The 22,148-nt window shown below is 35.4% G+C and carries 22 protein-coding genes; 12 read left to right on the top strand and 10 right to left on the bottom strand.

Features of this window, described 5'->3' with window-relative positions; genetic code table 11:
* Positions 1–179: 179 nt before the first annotated feature.
* The 6 genes from ACN5J7_RS07705 to ACN5J7_RS07680 form a co-directional block, all read right to left on the bottom strand.
* The gene (locus tag ACN5J7_RS07705; RefSeq protein WP_418603450.1) at positions 180–761 is read right to left on the bottom strand and encodes a DUF7010 family protein; all 582 of its coding nucleotides are present in this window, start codon (positions 759–761) and stop codon (positions 180–182) included.
* Positions 762–803: 42 nt separating this feature from the next.
* Positions 804–1,445 (bottom strand): class I SAM-dependent methyltransferase, encoded by a 642-nt coding sequence (locus ACN5J7_RS07700; RefSeq protein WP_418603449.1) that lies wholly within the window; start codon positions 1,443–1,445, stop codon positions 804–806.
* A gap of 3 nt (positions 1,446–1,448) precedes the next feature.
* Positions 1,449–2,105 carry an SCO family protein gene (locus ACN5J7_RS07695; protein WP_418603448.1) on the bottom strand — a complete coding sequence of 219 codons (657 nt, stop codon included), beginning with the start codon at positions 2,103–2,105 and terminating at the stop codon, positions 1,449–1,451.
* Positions 2,106–2,116: 11 nt separating this feature from the next.
* Positions 2,117–3,844 (bottom strand): tetratricopeptide repeat protein, encoded by a 1,728-nt coding sequence (locus ACN5J7_RS07690; RefSeq protein ID WP_418603447.1) that lies wholly within the window; start codon positions 3,842–3,844, stop codon positions 2,117–2,119.
* A 409-nt stretch (positions 3,845–4,253) separates the two neighbouring features.
* On the bottom strand, positions 4,254–5,912 hold the full coding sequence (locus ACN5J7_RS07685) for a tetratricopeptide repeat protein (RefSeq protein ID WP_418603446.1): 1,659 nt from the start codon (positions 5,910–5,912) through the stop codon (positions 4,254–4,256).
* Positions 5,913–6,132: 220 nt separating this feature from the next.
* Entirely contained in the window at positions 6,133–6,486 is a 354-nt protein-coding gene (locus ACN5J7_RS07680) for a 4Fe-4S dicluster domain-containing protein (RefSeq protein WP_418603445.1), read from the bottom strand.
* Positions 6,487–6,562: 76 nt separating this feature from the next.
* Here ACN5J7_RS07680 and ACN5J7_RS07675 point away from each other — a divergent pair, with 76 nt between their 5' ends.
* From ACN5J7_RS07675 to ACN5J7_RS07640, 8 genes are all read left to right on the top strand, one after another.
* Positions 6,563–7,621, top strand: coding sequence for an acyl-CoA reductase (locus ACN5J7_RS07675; protein WP_418603444.1), 1,059 nt, complete (start codon positions 6,563–6,565; stop codon positions 7,619–7,621).
* 113 nt (positions 7,622–7,734) lie between these two features.
* On the top strand, positions 7,735–8,799 hold the full coding sequence (serC, locus tag ACN5J7_RS07670) for a 3-phosphoserine/phosphohydroxythreonine transaminase (protein WP_418603443.1): 1,065 nt from the start codon (positions 7,735–7,737) through the stop codon (positions 8,797–8,799).
* A 108-nt stretch (positions 8,800–8,907) separates the two neighbouring features.
* Positions 8,908–9,858 carry a D-2-hydroxyacid dehydrogenase gene (locus tag ACN5J7_RS07665; protein WP_418603442.1) on the top strand — a complete coding sequence of 317 codons (951 nt, stop codon included), beginning with the start codon at positions 8,908–8,910 and terminating at the stop codon, positions 9,856–9,858.
* A 119-nt stretch (positions 9,859–9,977) separates the two neighbouring features.
* Positions 9,978–10,616, top strand: a complete 639-nt coding sequence (locus tag ACN5J7_RS07660) for a DUF937 domain-containing protein (RefSeq protein WP_418603441.1) — start codon at positions 9,978–9,980, stop codon at positions 10,614–10,616.
* Between the two features lie 123 nt (positions 10,617–10,739).
* Complete coding sequence (locus ACN5J7_RS07655) at positions 10,740–11,177, top strand: DUF6146 family protein (RefSeq protein WP_311939992.1); 438 nt, start codon at positions 10,740–10,742, stop codon at positions 11,175–11,177.
* Between the two features lie 36 nt (positions 11,178–11,213).
* On the top strand, positions 11,214–11,708 hold the full coding sequence (locus ACN5J7_RS07650) for a DUF6787 family protein (RefSeq protein WP_311939994.1): 495 nt from the start codon (positions 11,214–11,216) through the stop codon (positions 11,706–11,708).
* Positions 11,708–12,040 (top strand): hypothetical protein, encoded by a 333-nt coding sequence (locus tag ACN5J7_RS07645; protein WP_418603439.1) that lies wholly within the window; start codon positions 11,708–11,710, stop codon positions 12,038–12,040. Before ACN5J7_RS07650 ends, ACN5J7_RS07645 begins: the two co-directional genes overlap by 1 nt.
* A 65-nt stretch (positions 12,041–12,105) precedes the next feature.
* On the top strand, positions 12,106–14,331 hold the full coding sequence (locus ACN5J7_RS07640) for a TonB-dependent receptor (RefSeq protein WP_418603438.1): 2,226 nt from the start codon (positions 12,106–12,108) through the stop codon (positions 14,329–14,331).
* A 158-nt stretch (positions 14,332–14,489) separates the two neighbouring features.
* On the opposite strand, the gene ACN5J7_RS07635 is transcribed toward ACN5J7_RS07640, so the two are convergent.
* The gene (locus ACN5J7_RS07635) at positions 14,490–14,780 is read right to left on the bottom strand and encodes a hypothetical protein (RefSeq protein WP_418603437.1); all 291 of its coding nucleotides are present in this window, start codon (positions 14,778–14,780) and stop codon (positions 14,490–14,492) included.
* A gap of 43 nt (positions 14,781–14,823) precedes the next feature.
* Positions 14,824–15,411 (bottom strand): GTP cyclohydrolase I FolE, encoded by a 588-nt coding sequence (folE, locus tag ACN5J7_RS07630; protein WP_418603436.1) that lies wholly within the window; start codon positions 15,409–15,411, stop codon positions 14,824–14,826.
* A gap of 282 nt (positions 15,412–15,693) precedes the next feature.
* Between folE and ACN5J7_RS07625 the strand changes: the two genes are divergently transcribed.
* The gene (locus ACN5J7_RS07625) at positions 15,694–18,204 is read left to right on the top strand and encodes a DUF5916 domain-containing protein (protein WP_418603435.1); all 2,511 of its coding nucleotides are present in this window, start codon (positions 15,694–15,696) and stop codon (positions 18,202–18,204) included.
* A 52-nt stretch (positions 18,205–18,256) separates the two neighbouring features.
* The gene (locus ACN5J7_RS07620) at positions 18,257–18,922 is read left to right on the top strand and encodes an ABC transporter ATP-binding protein (RefSeq protein ID WP_418603434.1); all 666 of its coding nucleotides are present in this window, start codon (positions 18,257–18,259) and stop codon (positions 18,920–18,922) included.
* Between the two features lie 76 nt (positions 18,923–18,998).
* Here the strand turns inward: ACN5J7_RS07620 and ACN5J7_RS07615 are convergent, their stop codons facing one another.
* Positions 18,999–19,808 carry a hypothetical protein gene (locus ACN5J7_RS07615; protein WP_311940009.1) on the bottom strand — a complete coding sequence of 270 codons (810 nt, stop codon included), beginning with the start codon at positions 19,806–19,808 and terminating at the stop codon, positions 18,999–19,001.
* 276 nt (positions 19,809–20,084) lie between these two features.
* On the bottom strand, positions 20,085–20,945 hold the full coding sequence (locus ACN5J7_RS07610; protein ID WP_418603433.1) for a mechanosensitive ion channel family protein: 861 nt from the start codon (positions 20,943–20,945) through the stop codon (positions 20,085–20,087).
* 161 nt (positions 20,946–21,106) lie between these two features.
* Here ACN5J7_RS07610 and ACN5J7_RS07605 point away from each other — a divergent pair, with 161 nt between their 5' ends.
* The gene (locus ACN5J7_RS07605) at positions 21,107–21,871 is read left to right on the top strand and encodes a TIGR02757 family protein (protein WP_418603432.1); all 765 of its coding nucleotides are present in this window, start codon (positions 21,107–21,109) and stop codon (positions 21,869–21,871) included.
* Between the two features lie 2 nt (positions 21,872–21,873).
* Positions 21,874–22,095: an EamA family transporter gene (locus ACN5J7_RS07600; RefSeq protein ID WP_418603431.1), complete on the top strand. Its 222-nt coding sequence runs from the start codon at positions 21,874–21,876 to the stop codon at positions 22,093–22,095.
* The last annotated feature ends 53 nt before the right edge of the window (positions 22,096–22,148 follow it).

The following is a 22,148-nucleotide window of genomic DNA, read 5'->3' as shown; positions in this document are numbered from 1 at the left end:
AGCCTATTTTGATTGCTCACAATAGGCTTTTGGTTTTGAATAAATTAAATAATCCCCGAAAAAAAATTAATCATCCAAAAATTCCTGTTGGCAATGTGATTATATAGTGATTTAAAAAGTTTTGATGTTTTTAGATTTATTGTTTTTTGAATTGATAGAATTAGACTTTCATTATTCAATTATTTGATTTTTTTTGAATGTTCTTCACATTTTTGAACGGTCCTTGGCATAGAAAACCATAGAATTATAAACATGGCCAATAGCAAAAAACCCGTATATAATGGAATGTAAAACAGGGTTTCTACGGGGAAGTTCAATCCCATAATTAGGCTCGTGGCCGAAATAATTCCTGCCATAATAGCGTAGGTATTGTCATCGTAAAACCAAGTATAAGGAAACAAGTGCGCGCCCGTAATAATGGCATATACCATTACAAAATAATCCGGTTGGGTAAGTAAAATAAATACCAAAAACGGAAAGTAAAACAACTGTGCAAAGTTTAACCAAAGCCCTAAGGATTGCAACGGGTTTTTGGCCACTTTCCATTGTGTTTTCAAGAGTTTTGAAAACACAAACGCCAACGGAAGCAACAATGCACCAATTATAAAAACCAATACGCTTTTGTTGTATGATGTGGCTTTTAACGACCATAGGTAGGCTATGGCAAACCAAATTACAGATGCCGCCAATATAAAGTCGGTGCCTTTTTTTGCTTTAACTGCGAGCTCTAATTTAAGTTTTTGGAGTTGGCAATAATTCATATTTATAATTTTAAGATTTAATGTTTTCAACTGTGTTAAAAATTATTTAATGGCTTTTCCCCTTATTTGGGTTGTGATAGGAATAAAGGGCGAGTACAAATTATAAGCCTCAATTTCCAGTGTATTAAACCCGGCAGATTCCAATAATAATTTGGTGTCTCTATTGGTATGGCACCCTTCAAAAAACCAATGCCACGGTTTGTGCAGTATTTTTTGAATGTAAGCTAAAATGCTTTTTTCCTGAGCTTTAACATGCTCAACAAACACAAAAACCCCCGATGGTTTTAATATGCGTTTAATTTGATTAATGCATGTTACAGGATTGTTTACCGTACAAAGCACTAAAGTAGATACCACAAAATCACATGAGTTATCTGGTAAATCTATCGACTCGCCAACCATGGTTTTTATTTCCAGATTAATGCCATATTTTGCAGCATTCTTTTTTAAATTATTATGCATATAAATATTTGGTTCTATTGCAATTAGCCTTGTTCCCTTTTTTAAATAGCGCATATTTGCCCCTGTTCCCGAACCAATTTCAACAATGGTTTCTGGATGGTTTTTAAAGAGTTTCTTTTTAGATTTTCCAAAAAGATAATTCATGTAATCATCAAGGATTTTAAGCATCCAAGCATTTATTGGCCCGCGAATGTTATTGGTTTCGAAATCAGAATGCTTCATCACTTATAAGCTTTGAAGGGCTTTGATATCTTCTATTAAACGCGAGACGTCCTCGTCTTTAATACCATCATAAATACCTCGTATTTGTTTGTCTTTATCTATGAGGATAAAATTTGAGGTATGTATAAAATCTTGCATTCCGCCATCGCCTTCATCAGTAACGGCGAAATAACTTTTGCGCGCCAGCTCGTAAATGTGTTTTTTATTGCCCGTTGTAATATGCCATTTTGAGTCTATCACACCATTTCTATCGGCGTAAGCTTTCAACCTCGGAATGCTGTCAATATCTGGGGTTACGGATAACGATAGAAGCATAAACTCGTCATCATTCAAAAACTCCTTTTGAATTTTGGCCATATTATTGGTCATAACCGGACAAATTGTTGGGCAACTGGTAAAAATGAAATCTGCTACGTAAATTTTATTTTTATAGGTTTCTTGGGTGATGGTTTTTCCGTTTTGATTGATTAATTCAAAATCGGCAACCCTGTGGTTTTCACTCAAATGATGTAAACTCGCATCTACCAATTCAGGATTCACATCCGTTGGATTGTAGACAGCTGGCGCCTCTTTATGCGACAGATATAGTTTATATACATGTGCTGAAATTAAAACCAATACCAATAATGATAATGACGATTTAACGATAAATACTTTCATTTTAAATACTGTTATAAAATTGAATTGCTAATGTTGATATCGGCGTCTTTCCAAGCTTTGTTGAATTCCTTTTTTATGGTCTTTGCCTGAGATAGTTTTCCTTGTGCCACATAGGCATTGTATAAACCGATTAGCGACCATCCGTTTTGTCTTAAAACTGCCAAATCTTCCTTGTATATTTTTTCGGCTGCTTCGTATTTTTTAGCCTTCATTAAAACAGCGCCTAAATTCTGCCTTGTTGGAATATGCCACGCCGAAGGTTCGGTATAAACGAGCGCATCTTCAAAAACCACAGCATTTTCAAGATGTTTGATAGCCGTTGGCAAATCGCCTTTTAAAGCCGCCAATTCTCCCGCCACAACCTCAAAAGCGATTGCTGCAATTGAAGCTGAATTATTGTTGGCTGTTGCCACGATATTTTCTAACTCCGGGTCGTTTTTAAGTGTCTTAATCGCTGTTAATTCTTCCTCCGCATCTTTTATATTTCCTTTTCTAATAAAGGCAATTCCCCTGGCGTAATGTCTTATCAGATTTAAATGTTTGATTTTTGGGCTTGGTGCCGGTGTCGATAAAATTTCATTCCATTTTCCGAATCGTGTATAAGCCAATAAAGGTGTTGAAGCAAAATCCTGTAAAAAGGGCATGTCAACAAATTCTCCAGCGGGTACTTTTTCAGCTGTTTTTCTGGCGGCATCAATAGCCAATTCGCTGCTCCCCAACAAACTCGCCGAAGACCATAAAAAATGTATATTATGCGGATAATAACCCAACGGATACAGCCCTTGCGAAAAACATTGCGAAATATAATCCTCATCGGCCAAAATAGCCGCTTGATTAACTTTTACGGCATCTTTATAGCGGCCCACTCGAATATAAATATGCGAGGGCATGTGCACGATATGTCCTGCTCCAGGCATTAGCGACGCCAATTTATCGGCACTTTCTACACCAAGGTCTGGATAAGGCAATTCTACCATGTGGATATAATAATGATGCCCGCCCGGGTTTTCTGGCTCTAGTTTCATAGCTTTTTCCAATGCCGTTTTAGCCTCTTTTATATTTGGTGATGGGTTTCCGTTTTTATCCCAGTAATTCCACGGTACCGTATTCATTACCGATGCGGCATATAAAATCTGAATGTTCGCATCGTCCGTATACATTTTAACCACTTTGGCCATTTCCATCATGTAAGCCATATTTAATTCAGCAACATCTTTACTTAAATTTTCGCTATATCTTGCAGACAGCGCTTTAATTAATGCTTGTTCTTTTGGGGTTGCCAATGGTGCTAATTTTTTAGCCTTAGCGATAGCCTCATTATATTTTATCTTGCGCTCGTCATCTGGTTGGGTATCATTTATATTCGGGCCTAAAGCAAAGGCTTGTCCCCAATAATTCATGGCAACATTTGGTGCCAATCGTGCTGCTTCCATAAAAGAACGGTGTGCTTCGGCGTGATTAAAAGCGTAACTGAGTTTTAAACCTTGATTAAAAAAGGCCTGAACTCTATCATTAGTTGTAGAAATTTTAAAACTAAGGTTTCCCAGATTATTGAAAAGCGGAGAAATTTGTTTGGTTGTGTCCACTTCACCCAACAAAAATTTCGCTGGTGTACACTTTACAAAATTATAGGCCAAAGGTTTTGAAGCTTTCGGTTCGGTTTTATTTATAAGAATTGCGGTAACGCATAATGACAGTACAAAAGTTATAATTGTTGATGCATAAATTGTTTTTTTCATGATTTCTATAAGATTAAATTCGATTTACAAATCGTTTCTGGTTTTTATGATTTTATTTTAAAAGTGTTTTTGTTGATTTAATTGTCTTACTCTTAACTTGTACTTTCTATTAAACCAAATTTGCTTTAATGTTGAATCGTATTTTTTTGATTGTAAATAATTCATAACTGTTCGTTTTTGTTTTAAATGATGCTGCAAATCTAAATGCAGAGGAAAGAGATTTAAAAAAAAGGGCGTATACAAAAAGTGGTCTATCGAATTAATTTAGATAGACCACTTTTAGTTTTAACTTAAAAAAAGGTGAACAATAGGTGAACACTAACAGTGTAAAGAGTTAATAATCAATGATTTGAATATATTTTGTTTTTAAGGAAAAAAGAAGTAAAAATATAAAAGAAAAACAGAGGTTTTAGTTTTCCAAACTTAAAAAGTAGCTTAAAAGCTCCTCGTTGGGTTCCAGGTTAAGCTTTTTTCTGAGTCTGTAACGCGCTGTTTTTACACTCTCTGGTGTAATCCCTAATATGGTTGCAGATTCTTTAATGTTTAAATTAAGTCGGGTTAGCGCACAAATCCGTAAGTCGTTGGTGCTGAGATTAGGGTGCTTTGCTTTTAGCTTTTCGTTAAAACCTGTGTGCACATCTTCAAAATAACGCTTAAAATCTTCCCAATTCCTATCGATATTAACATGCTGTTTTATAACCCGGTTTAGCTCTCTAATAATTGTGTCATGCTGTTTGGGCGTCGCTGTTTTTAAAGATTCTATTTTTTCTTTAAGTTGCTGGAACAGCTCGCTTTTCTGTACAAAATTAAGCGTGTACGAGGTGAGCTCTTTATTTCTATAGTCTAATTTTTGTTTTAATTCTTGCTGTCTCAGTTTGGCGTTTTCCAATTCGGTTTTAGTAAACTCTTCCTTGGTAATTTGCAATTCTCTACTTTGGGCAATACGTTTTTTAAAATTCAGAAAATAAAATATGGTAAAAAACATAAGGGTTACCAAACCAATTATTAAGCTCCATTTAACAAAATTATTGGAACGCTCTTTTTCGGCAAGCAGTTCCAATGCCTTTTCATTGGCTTCAATTTGGTTGTTAAATTCCAATGCCGAAATACGCATGGTTTTTTCCGAGTTGAAAATACTATCTTTTAAAGACACATATTTATCGTAATATTCTAAAGCTTCTTCTGGTTTTCCCTCAAGTCGTTTTAATGTTTTTAACTCTTGGTAAGCCTCAAGTTCATAGCGTTTTAAATTGTTTTCTTTAGCGCGTTTTATGGCTAAAACCAAATGTTGTTCGGCAGCATCAAATTTATGGTCAAGCATAAGAAGCTTTCCGTATTGGATAAGATTACTGGTCATACCATCGGTATCGTTAACTTTTCTACCGTAAATTATCGATTTTTCAATGTGGTAATAAGCCTGTTCTTTTTCACCTTGCTTAACATACAAAATACCCAACCTGTTGTGGGCTTCGGCAATGCCATAAGTAAAATTAGCATCGGTATGCATTTTTAGTGCGTTTGTTAAATATTCCTTTGCGTCGTAAAGCCTATCCTGTTTTATATAAATCGATGCAATTTTTGTAAACGTTGTGGCAATTCTGCCATCTAAATTTAAAGCGGTAAATTGGGTAATGGCGTCGTCGTACATACTTAAAGCCTTTTCGTCTTCTTGCAGTGCGGCATAAACCATAGCGAGATTTAATGTGCAGTTTGCGGTACCTTCTAAATTGTTTAAGTTTTTATTTTGCTTTAAGGCTTCGTTTAAATGTTTAATGGCATCTAAATGATTGCCCTGCGACCAATACGCTACACCAAGTACGCGATTTGCCTTGGCTTTTCCGGATAGATAGTTAAGGCTATCGGCTAATTTTAAAGCCTGTTTTCCATATTTTAAAGATTCGTTGGAATCTACAATCCAATAATTATAACCCAATGCGTTAACAATATCGACATAAGCTTCAGACTTTGATGTTTGGTTTTCAATGGCAACTTTTAAGCTATCAATTTTATGTTGCGAAAAACACACAACTGAAATTAACAAAGCATAAATTGATATAAAAACTTTCATTATCTGTTTTGGGTGTGACATAAAAAGGAGTTCAAAGTTAATCTTTTTCTTTAAAATGATGGTTTTATGGCCATTCAAAGTATAGCCATAGTTTAAAGACGTAGTTAGATTAAAAATGTTTCACTTTATAAATGATTTACTTTTGATGCTGAATGTTTTTCAAAAAAAAATCCCAAGTAAAAACTCGGGATTCATTGTATAGTTAAATATCGATTATCGTCTATCCATCAGGATGCATAAAGCGTTGTTTGGCCAATAGTTCTTCTTCGGTCTCCACCACATCTTCATCGGGCACACAACAATCAACAGGACAAACCGCAGCACACTGTGGCTCGTCGTGAAACCCTTTACATTCAGTACATTTATCGGGTACAATATAATAAATTTCGTCGCTAATCGGTTCCTGTGCTTCTTCGGCATCAACCTCTGTTCCGTTGGTTAGTACAACGGTACCTTCTAAACTCGTACCATCTTTATAGCGCCAATCGTCCGCACCTTCATATATTGCTGTATTTGGGCATTCGGGTTCGCATGCGCCACAATTTATACATTCGTCTGTTATTATAATTGCCATAGCGTTTTTTCTCTTGAGTTTGCTTAAATTTGCAGTTGCAAAAATAAAGCCAAAACCATTCATAACCAAATATAGAATGAATTTACGACAAAGAATTAACGCTTTTGTAAAATTAGGAGATTTTATAAGTCAATTTTCTAATGAAGCTATCCAAAAAAAGGATAATGTGGAACACAACGTTTTATTCTTTGACGGGTTTAAGCATCAATTAAAGTTGGCCGAAGAACACAATGGCTGGTTTACGGAAGAAAACATAAAATTTGCCTTAAAAGGGTGGTCCGATTCCTTAACTCTCGAAAACATAACAACATGGTTGCAGCCTTATAATTTAGATGCTGTTAACCCTAAAACGATCGCCATAATTATGGCAGGCAATATACCGTTGGTAGGGTTTCACGATTTTTTATCGGTGCTCATTTCTGGGCATCGGGTATTGGTTAAGCAATCATCAAACGATAAACATTTGCTTCCTTTTTTAGCCAAATATTTAGAGTATGTTGAAAAGGATTTTAAAGGTAAAATTGAATTTACCGAAGACAAGTTAACAGATTTTGATGCTGTAATTGCCACCGGAAGTAATAATACAGCGCGTTATTTTGAGTATTACTTTAAAGGAAAACCATCTATAATTAGAAATAACCGAAATTCGGTTGCGGTTTTAAATGGCAACGAATCGCAAGGAGATTTGCAAAACTTGTCTGAAGATATTTTTAGATATTACGGTTTGGGTTGCAGGAATGTATCGAAACTTTTTGTGCCGAAAAACTATAAATTTGATGCTTTTTTTGAAGCCATTTATCATTGGCATCCCATTGTTGAAAAAGCCAAATACGCTAATAATTACGACTATAATAAAGCCGTGTATTTAATGAGTGAATTTGATATGCTTGAAAATGGCTTTTTTATGATTAAAGAAGATGCAAGCTACGCATCGCCCATTGCAACCTTGTTTTACGAATATTACGAAGATGCAGATCAACTAAAACAAAAATTAAAGGCCGATGCACAACAAATACAATGTGTGGTTTCAAATGGGTTTTTAGACAATGAAATTGCTTTTGGCAGCACACAAAAACCACAACTTTGGGATTATGCAGATGACGTGGATACTATTGCATTTTTAACAGAAATATAGGGCAAAAATTATTATTTTAATAACACAATTTTACACAGAAATTACCACCTTTGCAATCAAAATTAGTCAACAATATAGTTTTTCGCTTTCGTCGAAATAAAAAATAATATTTAATGAAAAAACACAACTTTAACGCAGGACCATCTATTTTACCACAAGAAGTCTTATTAAAAGCTTCTGAAGCAGTAATGGAATATAACAACAGTGGTTTATCTGTAATTGAGATTTCGCACAGAAGTAAAGACTTTGTTGAAATTATGGAAAAAGCCAGAGCATTGGCTTTGGAGTTGCTCGGTTTAGAAGGTAAAGGTTACAAAGCCTTGTTTTTACAAGGTGGTGCTAGCACACAGTTTTTAATGGTGGCTTTAAATCTATTGGAAAAAAGAGCAGGGTATTTAAACTCGGGGACTTGGGCAGATAAAGCCATTAAAGAAGCCAGAATTTACGATGATATTTACGAAGTAGCATCATCAAAAAATGCCAATTACAATTACATTCCTAAAGGTTACGATATTCCTTCAGATTACGATTATTTTCATTTTACAACAAACAATACCATTTTTGGTACGCAAATGAAATCGTTCCCAAAATGCGATATCCCAATGGTTTGCGATATGAGTAGCGATATATTTTCGCGTGCCATAGATTACAGCCAATTCGATTTAATTTACGCCGGTGCACAAAAAAATTTAGGAGCAGCGGGCACAACCTTAGTGGTTATTAAAGAAGATATTTTGGGCAAAGTATCGCGTAAAATTCCATCAATGATGGATTATAAAATGCACATAAGCAAAGGGAGCATGTTTAATACACCACCAGTTTTTGCCGTGTACACATCCATGTTAACTTTAGAGTGGTTAAAAAACCTTGGTGGCATTGAAGCTATTGAAAAGGAAAACGAAAAGAAAGCGCGCTTAATGTATTCCGAGATTGATTTGAATCCGTTATTTAAAGGTTTCGCAACCAAAGAAGACCGATCAAACATGAATGCTACATTCACTTTAGAAAACGAAAATTTAAAAGAAACGTTTGAAGCCATGCTGAAAGAAGGTGGAATTAACGGTATAAACGGGCACAGAAGTGTTGGTGGCTACAGAGCCTCAATGTATAACGCATTGCCATTGGACAGCGTTAAAGCTTTAGTTGAAATAATGAGCGAATTGGAAAGTAAGGCGTAAATAGATTAGCATTTGGTATTCCCTCGAAGGAGGGCATCCCATAAAGCTAACTGAAATATAATTATTAAGATTCCCGCCTTTTGTGGGAATGACAAAAACAGAATTTAAATGAAAGTATTAGCAAACGACGGTGTTTCTCAAAGCGGTATTGATGCTTTGGAAAAAGCCGGTTACCAAGTCATTACAACAACGGTTGCACAAGAGCAACTAATAAATTACATAAACGAAAATAAAATCGATGTTTTATTGGTGCGCAGTGCCACCAAAGTACGCAAAGATTTAATTGATGCTTGCCCAAACTTAAAAATTATTGGTCGAGGTGGTGTTGGAATGGATAATATTGATGTTGAATATGCTCGCGAAAAAGGGCTTTCGGTTATAAATACACCAGCGGCTTCATCGCATTCGGTTGCAGAATTGGTATTTGGGCACCTTTACGGATTAGCACGTTACCTGCACAACTCAAACAGAGATATGCCATTGGAAGGCGATAGCAATTTTAAAGGCTTAAAGAAGGCCTATGCTAAAGGTACTGAATTAAAAGGAAAAACCTTAGGTGTTTTAGGTTTTGGCCGAATTGGACAAGCTACAGCAAAAGTAGCTATTGGCGCCGGCATGAAAGTGGTTGCTTTCGATCCGTTTTTGGAAAAAGCCAATTTGCAATTGGACTTTTTTGACGGACAAACCTTGAATTTTGAAATTGAAACCATTTCTAAGCAAGATGTTTTAAAACAATCAGACTTTATTACGTTACACGTTCCATCACAAGAAAGCTACGTTATAGACGAAGCTGAATTTAACATGATGAAAGACGGCGTAATCATTGCCAATGCAGCTCGTGGTGGTGTGGTAAACGAAGTAGCCCTTGTAAAAGCTATTGAAAGCGGTAAAGTAGCACGGGCAGCTTTAGATGTTTTTGAAAAAGAACCTAAGCCGGAAATTCAATTGTTAATGAATCCTTCGTTATCGTTAACACCGCATACCGGTGCAGCAACTAACGAAGCACAAGATAGAATTGGTACAGAATTAGCGTCACAAATTATAAGTATTCTTGGGTAAAGGAATTCTTTTTAATTAAAATGTGACCTAAACGGTATAAGTGAGTCCTAACAATATGTTGGGACTTTTTTTGTACCTTCAACATCCAATTTATTAATCTTAAAAAACAAAATACAATCATGTCAGGAATTTTAGACTTATTAAACAGCGACCTAGGAAAAACCATTGTTAGTGGTGTTTCGGGCTCAACAGGAACCGATGAAACCAGAACGAGCAGTGTTTTAACCATGGCTTTACCGGTATTAATGAAAGCTATGGAAAGAAACACATCAACGCCGGAAGGTGCCCAAGGCTTAATGGGTGCATTAATGAACAAGCACGACGGAAGCATTTTAGATAACCTTGGAGGTTTATTTAGTGGCGGTGTTAATGATGAGGTTAAAACAGATGGCGATAAAATTCTAAATCATGTTTTAGGAAGCAAGAAGCAAGGTGTTGAAAAAATTATTGGCGAAAAATCTGGTTTAGATGCAGGTTCTGTGGCCGATATTCTTAAGGTAGCCGCTCCAATTTTAATGGGTGTTATAGGAAAACAATCCAGACAAAACAATGTGAGTACGCCAAACGATTTGAGTGGATTGCTAGGTGGATTGCTTGGTGGCAGCGCTGCCAAAGAAGAACAAAGTTTTTTAGAAAAAATATTGGATGCTGATGGCGACGGTAGTGTTATTGACGACGTTGCAGGAATGGTATTGGGAAGTGCCAAGAAAAAAGGTGGACTAGGTGGCTTATTAGGCGGTCTTTTTGGAGGAAAATAAAATAAATTCGTTTTATAGAATTAAAAATGCCAAACATTGTGTTTGGTATTTTTTTTAAAATCAGTTAAAAATCAATCGATTAAGGAATGATTTTTGTATCTTTAAATTAAAAAAAATTAAGTTATGAAAACGTTTCTCTATCTAATCCTAGTCTTAGGTTTTCTTATTGGATGCAATTCCTCAAAAAAGATACCTTCTTCAAACAACGAAGTAACAAATAAAGTAACCCAGAACGATACGGTGAAAATTGCCAACAATGAGCTGGAATACGAAATAATTATTATCGAACCGGGATTTAATTTTTGGTTGGCAAGCAGAGCAAAACCAGAAGGTTACTATTCGCAACAATTTTTGGAAAACAGAAATTATCTTTACGTTACAGAATGGAATAGTAGAGTTATGCAGCCACAGCGCTTTAATCCGGACCTTTACGAATTGCGTATTGATTATCAACCAGGAATTGATTACGGCTACGATGTAAATTATAAACTATATAATTACTTTATCTACTTTCAATTAACTTATAAGCAACAATTAGCTGGTTTTACACCTAGAATTTAAAACACTTTAACTATTTTTGCTCTCAAAATTTTTATAGTGAAGAAATTTAAAGAGCATTGGCAAATACATAAAAATTGGCAACTTATTTTTCCCCTTTTGGGATTAATAGCTTTAGGTTACTCATCTTATAAATTATCTAAAGTGCTTTTAAAAGATGTCCAAATCATGTTAACGTTATTGTTAAGTGGTGTTATCTTTTTTATACTTTTAAAGTTAACTCTTTTCATTTTCAATAAATTGGAAAAAAAATGGAATGTCACCTTTAAATGGGAAATGATAAGCATTTTTTTGGTGTTTGCAACCACGGGTACGTCATCATTATTTGTAAGCAGGCCACTCATTAAACTCATGGGCATAAATAAAGAGAACCTGCCAACTTATACGTATTGGGTATTGTATATAGTTATCGGATTTATTTTTTATCAAATACTTCTGGTTTTAATAGGATGGCTTTTTGGGCAATACAAGTTTTTTTGGGATTTTGAAAAAAAGATGCTTCGTAAAATCGGCTTTAAACGCTTTTTTGATTAATGCAGAGTATTAAAGAACATATCGCTTTTAAGGTTATTACACTGTGTATTGCTGCTCTGTTTTTAGTGCCATCGGCTGTAAAGTTTGCACATATATTTACCCACCACACCCACGAAGTTTGTGAAGGATATAACACCACCCATATACATAAGGTTGATGTGGATTGCGACTTTTACAAGTTTAAGCTCAATAAAAATTTTACGTATTCCTTTTTTAATGTTGATTTGTTTTTAGAGCAAATCGATACCCAACAAATTGTATCGCAGTATTATTTTTTAAGTAAATACCAAGGCTTACAAACCTCACTTCGCGGTCCTCCCGCATTAATTTAATACCATTATAAAATTGTTGAAATTAGTTTTCAGCTTAAAATAATTATTAAATTAAAAATCCATATATGAAGTTGTTTCTCAATATATTGCTAGTATTGGCAGTATCAAATATATATTCTCAAAACAAAATAGAAGGCATCGTAACCGATGCTAGCACAAATATAGAATTAGTTTATGTAACCGTTTACGTGCCTCATTTAGAAAAAGGCACAAGCACTAACGAAAATGGTGAGTTTACATTAAATGATTTACCCACAGGCACGCATACTTTGCTGTTTTCAATGATGGGTTACGAAACCCAATCGATAGATGTTACCATTCCGTTAAACAATCCTTTATCCGTTCAATTAAAACCTTCAGCCATTGAAATGGAAAGCATTATAATTTCCACGCCTTTCCATAAACTACAACGTGATAATGTGATGAAAGTTGAGCACAAAAACGTAGCGGACTTAAAGGCAAGTGGCGCCATAACATTGGCCGACGGCATTACGAATATTGCCGGTGTAGAAAGTGTTACTACGGGCATAGGCATTGGCAAACCTGTAATTAGAGGTTTGAGTTCTAACCGTGTTTTGGTTTACACGCAAGGCGTTCGGTTGGAAAATCAGCAATTCGGCAGCGAACACGGACTGGGAGTTAACGATGCCGGTGTTGAAAGTGTTGAGGTTATAAAAGGGCCAGCTTCGTTGCTTTACGGTAGCGATGCTTTGGGCGGCGTGCTTTATCTTAACCCCGAAAGATTTGCTAATAACAATACCGATTCAGGCGATTTTGGAACAAATTACTACAGCAACACCAAAGGCTTTAGTACCAATGCGGGTTATAAATCTTCGGTAAATAATTTTAAATTTTTATTTAGAGGAAGTCTTACCGAACATTCAGATTACAAAACAAAAGCATATCGGGTTACCAATACGCGTTATAGAGAGCAGGATTTTAAAGCAGGTTTGGGCTATCAAAACCAAGCGATTAAAACGGCTTTTCGATATAATCTCAACAATTCTAAATTGGGCATTCCAGAAGAAATCGGGGAGCAATCAACAAACAAAACACCGTTGTTGCCGTTTCAGAATATTACAAACCATATATTTAGCTCAAAATCGGTTTTGTTTTTCAACAACTCGAAATTAGACCTCAATTTGGGATATGTTTATAATGATAGAAAAGAGTTTGAAGATCATCACCATCATGAAACCGAAGAAGAGCACGAACAACATGAAGAGGAAGAAGAAGACGATATGTTAGAAGCGGCACTTCGTATGAAACTAAAAACATTTAATTACGATGTAAAATATCATCTCCCAAAACTGGGCAAATTTGAAACCATTGTTGGTGCTCAAGGGATGAATCAAATCAATTCAAATTATGGCGAAGAAGAATTGATACCTGATGCGACAACTAACGATTTTGGTGTTTTGGCAACTTCTCATATTCATTTTGAAAACATAGATATTCAACTTGGGGCACGTTTTGATAACCGTAATATTAATGTAGTTTCAGGTATAAACAAAAGCTTCAATAGTTTTAACGGGGCTTTCGGAATCAAAAAAAACATTGCGGAAAACATTACCGCACGATTAAATTTTGCAACAGGATTTAGAGCGCCTAATTTATCCGAACTTACATCGGATGGGAGTCACGAAGGAACGAATCGATACGAAATAGGAAACATCGATTTAAAAAGCGAACAAAACTTTCAAACCGATGTCGCTTTGGAATTGAAAAACGAACATTTAGAAATTTTTGTAAACGGTTTTTACAACCAAATAAACAACTATATTTTCCTTTCGCCCAACAGCAATGTTATTGATAATACGCCTGTTTTTGTGTATTTACAAAACGACGCTAAACTTTATGGCGGCGAATTTGGGTTGCATTTGCATCCGCACCCTTTGGATTGGTTGCATTTTGAGTCGAGTTTTGAAACCGTTACGGGAAAGCAAAAGGATGATACGTATTTACCGCTAATCCCTGCAAACTCGATAAGTAATATTATAAGAATTGAATTTGAAGATAATTGGATTAAAAAAGGCTATGCTTTTGTGAAGTTAAAATCGACATTCAAACAAAATAACGTGAGTGCTTTTGAAACCAATACCAATGGCTACAGTCTTTTAAGCGCTGGTTTAGGTGGAGATTTTTCGGTATTTAAAAATGAGTTGAGCGTTACGCTTTCCGGAAATAATTTAACCAATAAAACGTATGTAAATCATTTGTCGCGGTTAAAACCCGATGGTATATTTAATATGGGCAGATCTATTAATTTAGGATTTACCTATAGCTTATAACTAAAAAAGAAGCTGTCTAAAAGGTCTTACCCTATGTCATATTGAGCTTGTCGAAATATTTTAACTTACTGATAATCAATATCGGTTTCGACAAGCTCAACCTGACAAATTAAATTCAAACGACTTTTTAGACAGCTTCTGCTTTTATAATAATAGTATTATTCATTTTCAGCTTCAACCTCAATCACAATAGGCTTTTCTTCCTTTTGAAAAACATAGGTTAAAAACCACATAATCGTAAAGGTTGGAATAATGTCAAGACCCGGAATGGCCTCTTCAATAAACGATATAACACCTGCCACTTTACCTCTTGTCCCTTTATACATTTTACTCATTAAATAAGCCGATGCCGGTGCCCAAATAATATCTAAAAGGGTGAGCATTCCAACAATATCAAACAATATGCTTAAGGTCAATTTTTTGTTTTTACTTAAATTTTCTAAATTCATAGGCTTTGTTTTAGTCTGTATAACGCAAAAAATATACCAAAAATTATTTGCCAATAAGTTTTAAAAATTCGTTTCTAGTTTCAATTTTTTCAAACTGTCCCCTAAAACCCGAAGTTGTTGTTATCGAGTTTTGTTTTTGCACACCGCGCATCATCATACACATGTGCGACGCTTCAATAACCACAGCAACGCCCTGCGGTTTTAAGGTGTCGTTTATGCAATCTAAAACCTGTTCGGTTAAGCGCTCCTGTACCTGCAACCGTCTTGCGAATATATCTACAATTCGGGGCAATTTGCTTAACCCGACTATTTGTCCGTTCGGGATGTATGCAATGTGTGCTCTACCAAAAAAAGGTAAAATATGGTGTTCGCAAAGCGAATATAATTCGATATCCTTCACAATCACCATTTCGTTGTAAGACTCTTTAAACATGGCGCTTTTAAGAACTTCAACCGGATCTTGGTTGTAGCCTTGGGTTAAAAATTGCATCGCTTTTGCGGCACGCTCGGGAGTTTTTAACAAACCATCACGTTGGGTATCTTCGCCTAAATCTTCAATAATGTTTTTATATCTGTCCTTAACATCGTCGGTTACCTGAATGTTGTACTCTTCAAAACTTTTATATGGCATGCTGTGTTTTTTATTAAAATTTATAGCTTAAGCGAGAATGACATTTTTACTGAAACATCAAAACCATGCTTCAAAACATTCTTGTTCGAATAAAAATAGTCAAAAAAACTTAGACGTTATCTTCTTATTAAAATTTCAAAAAAATATTAACAATTAGTTTGTTTTTTTAACGTTTACTTAAGATTAATACGGTTTTAACAAAAGTACATTTGTTAAAAGTGTAACAATTTTTGATTAATATGGTCTTTTAACCATCAACCAAAACAACAAAAATCAACCTTAATGAGGCAACCAACAACGCTCTGCTTTATTTTATTATTCTCTTTTTTTGCCTTTGCCCAGGATAAAAAAACCTTAAATATTGTAAGGACTGATAAGCCGCCGAAAATTGATGGTGTGCTAAATGACCCGGCATGGGAACAGGCAAACGAAGCCAAAGACTTTACTCAGTTTAGACCGGAAATGGGTGTAGCAGAGAAAGCGCATCAAAAAACGGTTGTTAAGATAACTTATGATGACAACGCGATTTATATTGCTGCCTATTTAAAAGATTATCCAGAGGATATTCAAAAACAATTTTCGACCCGCGATAATTTTGGGCAATCCGATTTTTTTGGTGTGGTGTTGAACCCTAATAACGATGCCCAAAACGATACCGAATTTTTTGTGTTTAGCTCAGGCAATCAGGCTGATGCTGTGGCTTCGCCGAGTATTGATAACGGCGAGGATTTTGGATGGAATGCCGTTTGGGATAGTGCCGTTAAAATTGTTGACGACGGGTGGATTGTAGAAATGAAAATTCCGTACCGAGCCCTTCGGTTTTCTAACGATGAGGTACAAACTTGGGGCGTGCAGTTTCACAGACGATTTAGAGTTGATAACTCGCAATATTCTTGGAATCCTATTGACAGAACCAAAGGAAATGTTGGTTTATATCACGGCGAATTAACCGGCATTAAAAACATTAAACCACCAACGCGTTTGAGCTTTTATCCGTTTGTGTCGGGCATATCAACATCTTTTGATGGCGAACGCGAAACCGATTTTAACGTTGGGTTGGATGTAAAATACGGCATCACCGAAAACTTTACTTTAGATGCCACTTTAATACCCGATTTTAGTCAGGCAGCTTTTGATAACGTAAGATTGAACCTTGGCCCGTTTGAGCAAACATTTAGCGAACAACGCCAGTTTTTTAAAGAAGGTGTCGATTTGTTCAACAAAGGCGATTTGTTTTTTTCAAGGCGTATTGGTAATGCGCCTGTGGAACAAGATCGTGTTGAGGACGAACTGATTAACAATAGCAATATTAACGAGGAAATTATCGATAACCCAGACATTGTTAAAACATTAAATGCCGTTAAGGTTTCGGGACGTACAAAAAAAGGATTGGGTGTTGGTTTTTTTAATGCCGTAACTGAAAAAACTCAGGCTAAAATAAAAACCACCGAATACATTAGAGATCAAAACACACAAGCCATAACAGATAGTGTTATTTCATACAGGAATAGAGTTACCGAACCGCTTGCCAATTACAACATTTTGGTGCTCGACCAACAGTTTAATGGCAATTCTTCAGTAAGTCTTATAAACACCAATGTAACAAGAGATGGTGGTTTTAGAGACGCCAATGTTACGGGGTTTTTAGCCGATATTTCAAATAAAAGAAACACCTATAATATTCGTGGTCAAGTAAAAATGAGCAATGTGAATTTGTCTGATGGCGTGAGTACAGGTTTAAGTTCATTCTTTATGGTGGGAAAAACACATGGTAAGTACCGCTATAGTTTCGACCATAGTTTTGCAGATGAGGAATACGATATCAACGATTTGGGATTAAATAACCGAAACAACTATAACAATTTTGGCTTCGATGCTTCCTATCAAATTTTTGAACCTACTGAAAAGTTGAATGATTTTAGGTTTAACACTTGGGTAAATTACCGCCGGTTGTACAACCCGAGTACTTTTACTGGGGCAAACCTTGGAATGCGTGTTAATGCACAAACCAAAAAATTGATGTGGTTTGGGGCCCGGGTAAATTTTGATTTGGGAAAACAATACGACTACTTTGAACCTCGCGATTTTGAAAACAAACGCTTTTTTATCTACAAAAACTTCGGATCGGCCGGTATTTGGTTTGAAACCAATGCCAATAAAACATTTTCAGTTGAAGCCAATTTAGGGTCGTTTACCATGTTTGACAAAGAAAGAGATTTGTTTGGCTATGAATTTGAAGTGGAACCCACCATAAGATTTAATGATAAGTTTAGGGTGTCTTATGAATTTGAATACCAAAACAACAAAGGAAGTCGCGGTTTTGTTGATAATATAAATGATGATATTGTTTTTGGCGAACGCGATGTGGTTTCGGTTGAAAACGGTCTTTCAGGAGCCTATAATTTTAATCCGCTACACGCCATAAGTCTAACTTTTAGAAACTTTTGGAGCACCGTAAATTATGACTACCAACTGTTTATTCTTGAAAACGACGGCACACTTTCAGCAAATAACGGCTATAATGTAGATAGCATAGCTGAAAGCCCGAATATTAATTTCAATACTTGGAATTTAGATTTGCGTTACTCGTGGCAATTTGCTCCGGGTAGCCAACTTACCGCGTTGTACCGAAACTCGTTATTCAATTCAGACTCGGCCTCAAAAGACAATTATTTTAATAGTTTAAACACCTTATTCGATCAACCTATACAACATGTGTTTTCATTAAAACTTCAATACTTTATCGATTATTCAAATCTTAAAAATGTTTTTAAAAAGAAAAGTAACAGCTAATCGTTGCTTATAAATCTATAAAGTATTACTTTCATTGCCCTAATTATTTTGTATGATTAAAGCACATAACGTTCATAAATATTACAACGATTTACACGTCCTTAAAGGTGTTGATATTCATGTGAAAAAAGGCGAAATCGTCTCTATTGTCGGTGCTTCTGGAGCAGGAAAAACCACCTTGTTGCAACTGTTGGGCACCTTAGATCGCGCTTCGGAAAAAGAAGATTTCAATATCACCATTAACAATACCGATATCAATACGCTAAACGATAAAGCCTTGGCAAAGTTTAGGAACGAGCATATTGGATTTATCTTTCAGTTTCATCAATTATTACCTGAGTTTACAGCTTTGGAAAACGTGTGCTTACCGGCATTTATAAAAGGCACCAAAAAAACAGAAGCTGAAAAACGCGCCAAAGAACTATTGGATTTTTTAGGCTTATCGCATCGTCACGACCATAAACCAAACGAATTGTCAGGTGGTGAGCAACAACGAGTTGCCGTGGCTAGAGCTTTAATAAATAACCCCGATTTAATTTTTGCCGACGAGCCTTCTGGAAACCTGGACAGCGAATCGGCCGAAACCTTACACAGCCTGTTTTTTAAACTCCGCGAAGAGTTTGGGCAAACCTTTGTAATTGTTACACACAATGAAGAACTGGCAAATCTCGCCGATAGAAAACTCACGATGGTTGACGGGAAAATAATCAACAACTAAACTTAGATAATTTAAGCAATAAAAAAGGGCTCATAAATGTTTATGAGCCCTTTTGCTTACTTATGTGTTTTAATAATTAATTTCCTAAAGGATATGTTTGGCCCAAAATGGTTATGGTTGAATTGGTATAATTCAATTTAATATCATTTATTTCGGCCACATCAATATCAAGAATACCAGATTTTATACTTCTTGGCAACAGCACAAAATGCAAGGATTCTTCAACAGTCAGTGCATACGGAATGCCTTTGGAGCTTGTTCCAGATTGTGTGCCATCTAGCATATATTCATCGTCCCAAATATTAAAGGGTGTATCTGAACCTGCTACCCAAGTTCTGGTAGAATTTTCGATGTAATTTACAGATGCACCATTTTCTGCAGTGATTTTTCCATTTTCGATGGTCACACTGTATTCTAAATGATCATCTTGATTTTTACCTAAATTTTTAACGTGGTGCGTGCCTTCAACCTTAAAGCCTTCATGGTAATAATCTGCAAAGGTTGTAGTGTGCTCACTATCTGGTTTGCCGTACCAATCGGTTGAAACAATAATGGCTTTACCTTTACGTGTAATGCCATCTTTACACAATACGCCCGATTGATAGTCAATCGTAATGGTTTTAGGAAATGTAGTAAAATCTAATGGTTCAACAGTAATTATCGGGCTGTCGCCATTTTTGGTTTTACTCGATTTGGAAGTGGTCGAACTTTCCGAACTTAAAACAGCATCGCCACTGTTATTGCCTACATCCTGAAAAACTTTGTTTACAATGGCATACTCGGTTAAAACTTCAATAGCAGATGCGGAGGCATCAATTGGTTTTAATTCATCATCTTGACAGCTCATAAAAAGCAGTACAAGAATTGGGGCTAAAATTTTTCTCATATATATTTATTTTATTTGCTAATTAACGTTTTAAATTAAAATTTTAGTACAACTGGTCTATAAATTTTGTAATTTAAAGTTAATTTTTGTATTTCATCGATATTTTTTTAAATATTGTAAGTTTTTAACTTCAAATTATTTTAAAGAAAATGCTCGGTTAAATTATAAACAGTGGAAATTATTCAGTAGCTATAAATTATAATTGCTAAAATATCTTTCGATTATTTGAAGCTTTTTAGCAAACAAACCATTAAAACAAAACCAGATTATTTGGTGTTATTCTTCATCCTTTTTTTTGGATTCGTTAGCATTTGATATTACGTGTAAATCCATTTGAGGAAAAGGTATAGAGATATTGTTTTTGGCAAATTTCCGACTAATAGTTCTGCGTATATCGCTTTTCACTTTACTTATCCGAAATATATTTTGACTGAAAAACAAAACTTGAAAATCCAATGATGAACTGCCAAAATTCACCAATCGCGCTTCTGTTGTTTCACGGTCAGGTATATCGGGATGTTCAAAAGCACTTTCTTCCATAATTTTTATAACCAAATCAATATCACTTCCATAAGCAACACCAACATCAATTCTAAAGCGCGTTTTCATGGTTTGATGGCTCCAGTTTATAACCTTATTGGTTGTGATTAATGAATTTGGAATAATTATAGAGACGTGGTCGGTATTTAGTGCTTTGGATGTTCGCAAACCAATACTTTGTATCTTAACGATATCGCCATCAATGTCCAAAACGTCATCTATTTTTATAGATTGTTCGGAAAGTAAAATTATTCCGGATATAATATCGTTGAATGTTTGCTGCAAACCTAAGCCAATACCAACTAGTAAAGCCGCAGAACCGGCCAGTAATACGGTAACCTTAACACCAACGGTTTCCAGAATAAGCCCGATTGCAATTATCCATATAAAATATCTAATAATTTGAAGTAGGGCATAAGCACTCCCTTTGGTGAGTTTTTTAAATTGACGTTTGCGAAAAAGCGCTTTTTTGATGACCAAAATGATGAGTTTGGAAACCAGAAAAATCATTAAAACGGTCACTAATGTAAACACCTCTATACTGTTTTTTCCTATACGGATAAGCTCAAGGTCTAAAAAATCTTTTAATGTTTCCATGTTGTTCTTTTACTGTCGCTCAGCGATTTGGATATGTTTCAATAATTTATATAAATCGTTTAGCGAAGTTAGTTTTTTTAACTTATAATTTCAATAACTCACTATTTATTTTATGACTAAACTTAAGTAGATTACTTACTTTTACCCTCAAAATTTACTTCTTGAAAAAAGCAGAACTCAAAGAATTTTTAGACGCTAAAGTTATTCAGTACAATAACCCACAGTTTATTGAAAGCGACCCCATTCAAATTCCACATCAATTCCATAAAAAAGAAGATATTGAAATTGCCGGTTTTTTAACGGCGACCATTGCTTGGGGAAACCGTAAAAGCATAATTAACAATGCCAAGCGTTTGATGGAATTATTGGATAATGCGCCTTACGATTTTGTTTTAAATCACCGAGAAACCGATTTGGAAAAACTTCAACCTTTTGTACACCGAACCTTTAATGGAAATGATTGTATTCATTTTATAAAGAGTCTTAATCACGTTTATTTAAATCACTCGGGTTTGGAGTCTTTGTTCTCAAAACATGCCGAAACCGATTCGCTTCAAAAATCCATTTCAAATTTTAAGTCTGTTTTTTTTGAAATTGAACATTTGCAGCGTACCCAAAAACATGTGAGCGACCCGCTTAAAAATTCCGCCGCAAAACGCATTAATATGTTTTTAAGGTGGATGGTGCGCAACGACAACACCGGTGTAGATTTTGGTATTTGGAAAAGCTTGTTGCCTAGTCAGTTATCTTGTCCTTTAGATGTGCATTCCGGAAATGTAGCTCGAAAATTAGGCCTTTTAAAACGCAAACAAAATGATGCCAAAGCACTTTTGGAACTCGATTTGGCATTGCGAAAATTGGATGCAAACGACCCGGTAAAATACGATTTCGCCTTATTTGGGTTAGGTGTTTTTGAGGGTTTTTAATTGTGGTTTTCGCTACCGTGATTCCGTCGTTTTTAGTGTCGGATTCCATAAAAATGATCAGCTCTTCAAACTTTACAATTGTTGCCGGAGTGGGACCGATTTCAACCATAGTTTTAGCTGCTATTTTTTTAAATGAAACTTTATCATTGCTTCAGCTATTTGGCGCTTTATTGGTAATTATTGGCATCTTATTGGTGTCTTTAAAAAAAGGAAACAATCTGTAGTTCAACGTTCTCAACAAAAACAATTTTTTATTGTTAATTACTTTGTGATATCG

This window comes from Hwangdonia sp., from assembly GCF_048381975.1.
Classification (GTDB): domain Bacteria; phylum Bacteroidota; class Bacteroidia; order Flavobacteriales; family Flavobacteriaceae; genus Hwangdonia; species Hwangdonia seohaensis.
This window is presented reverse-complemented; position numbering and strand designations above follow the sequence as displayed.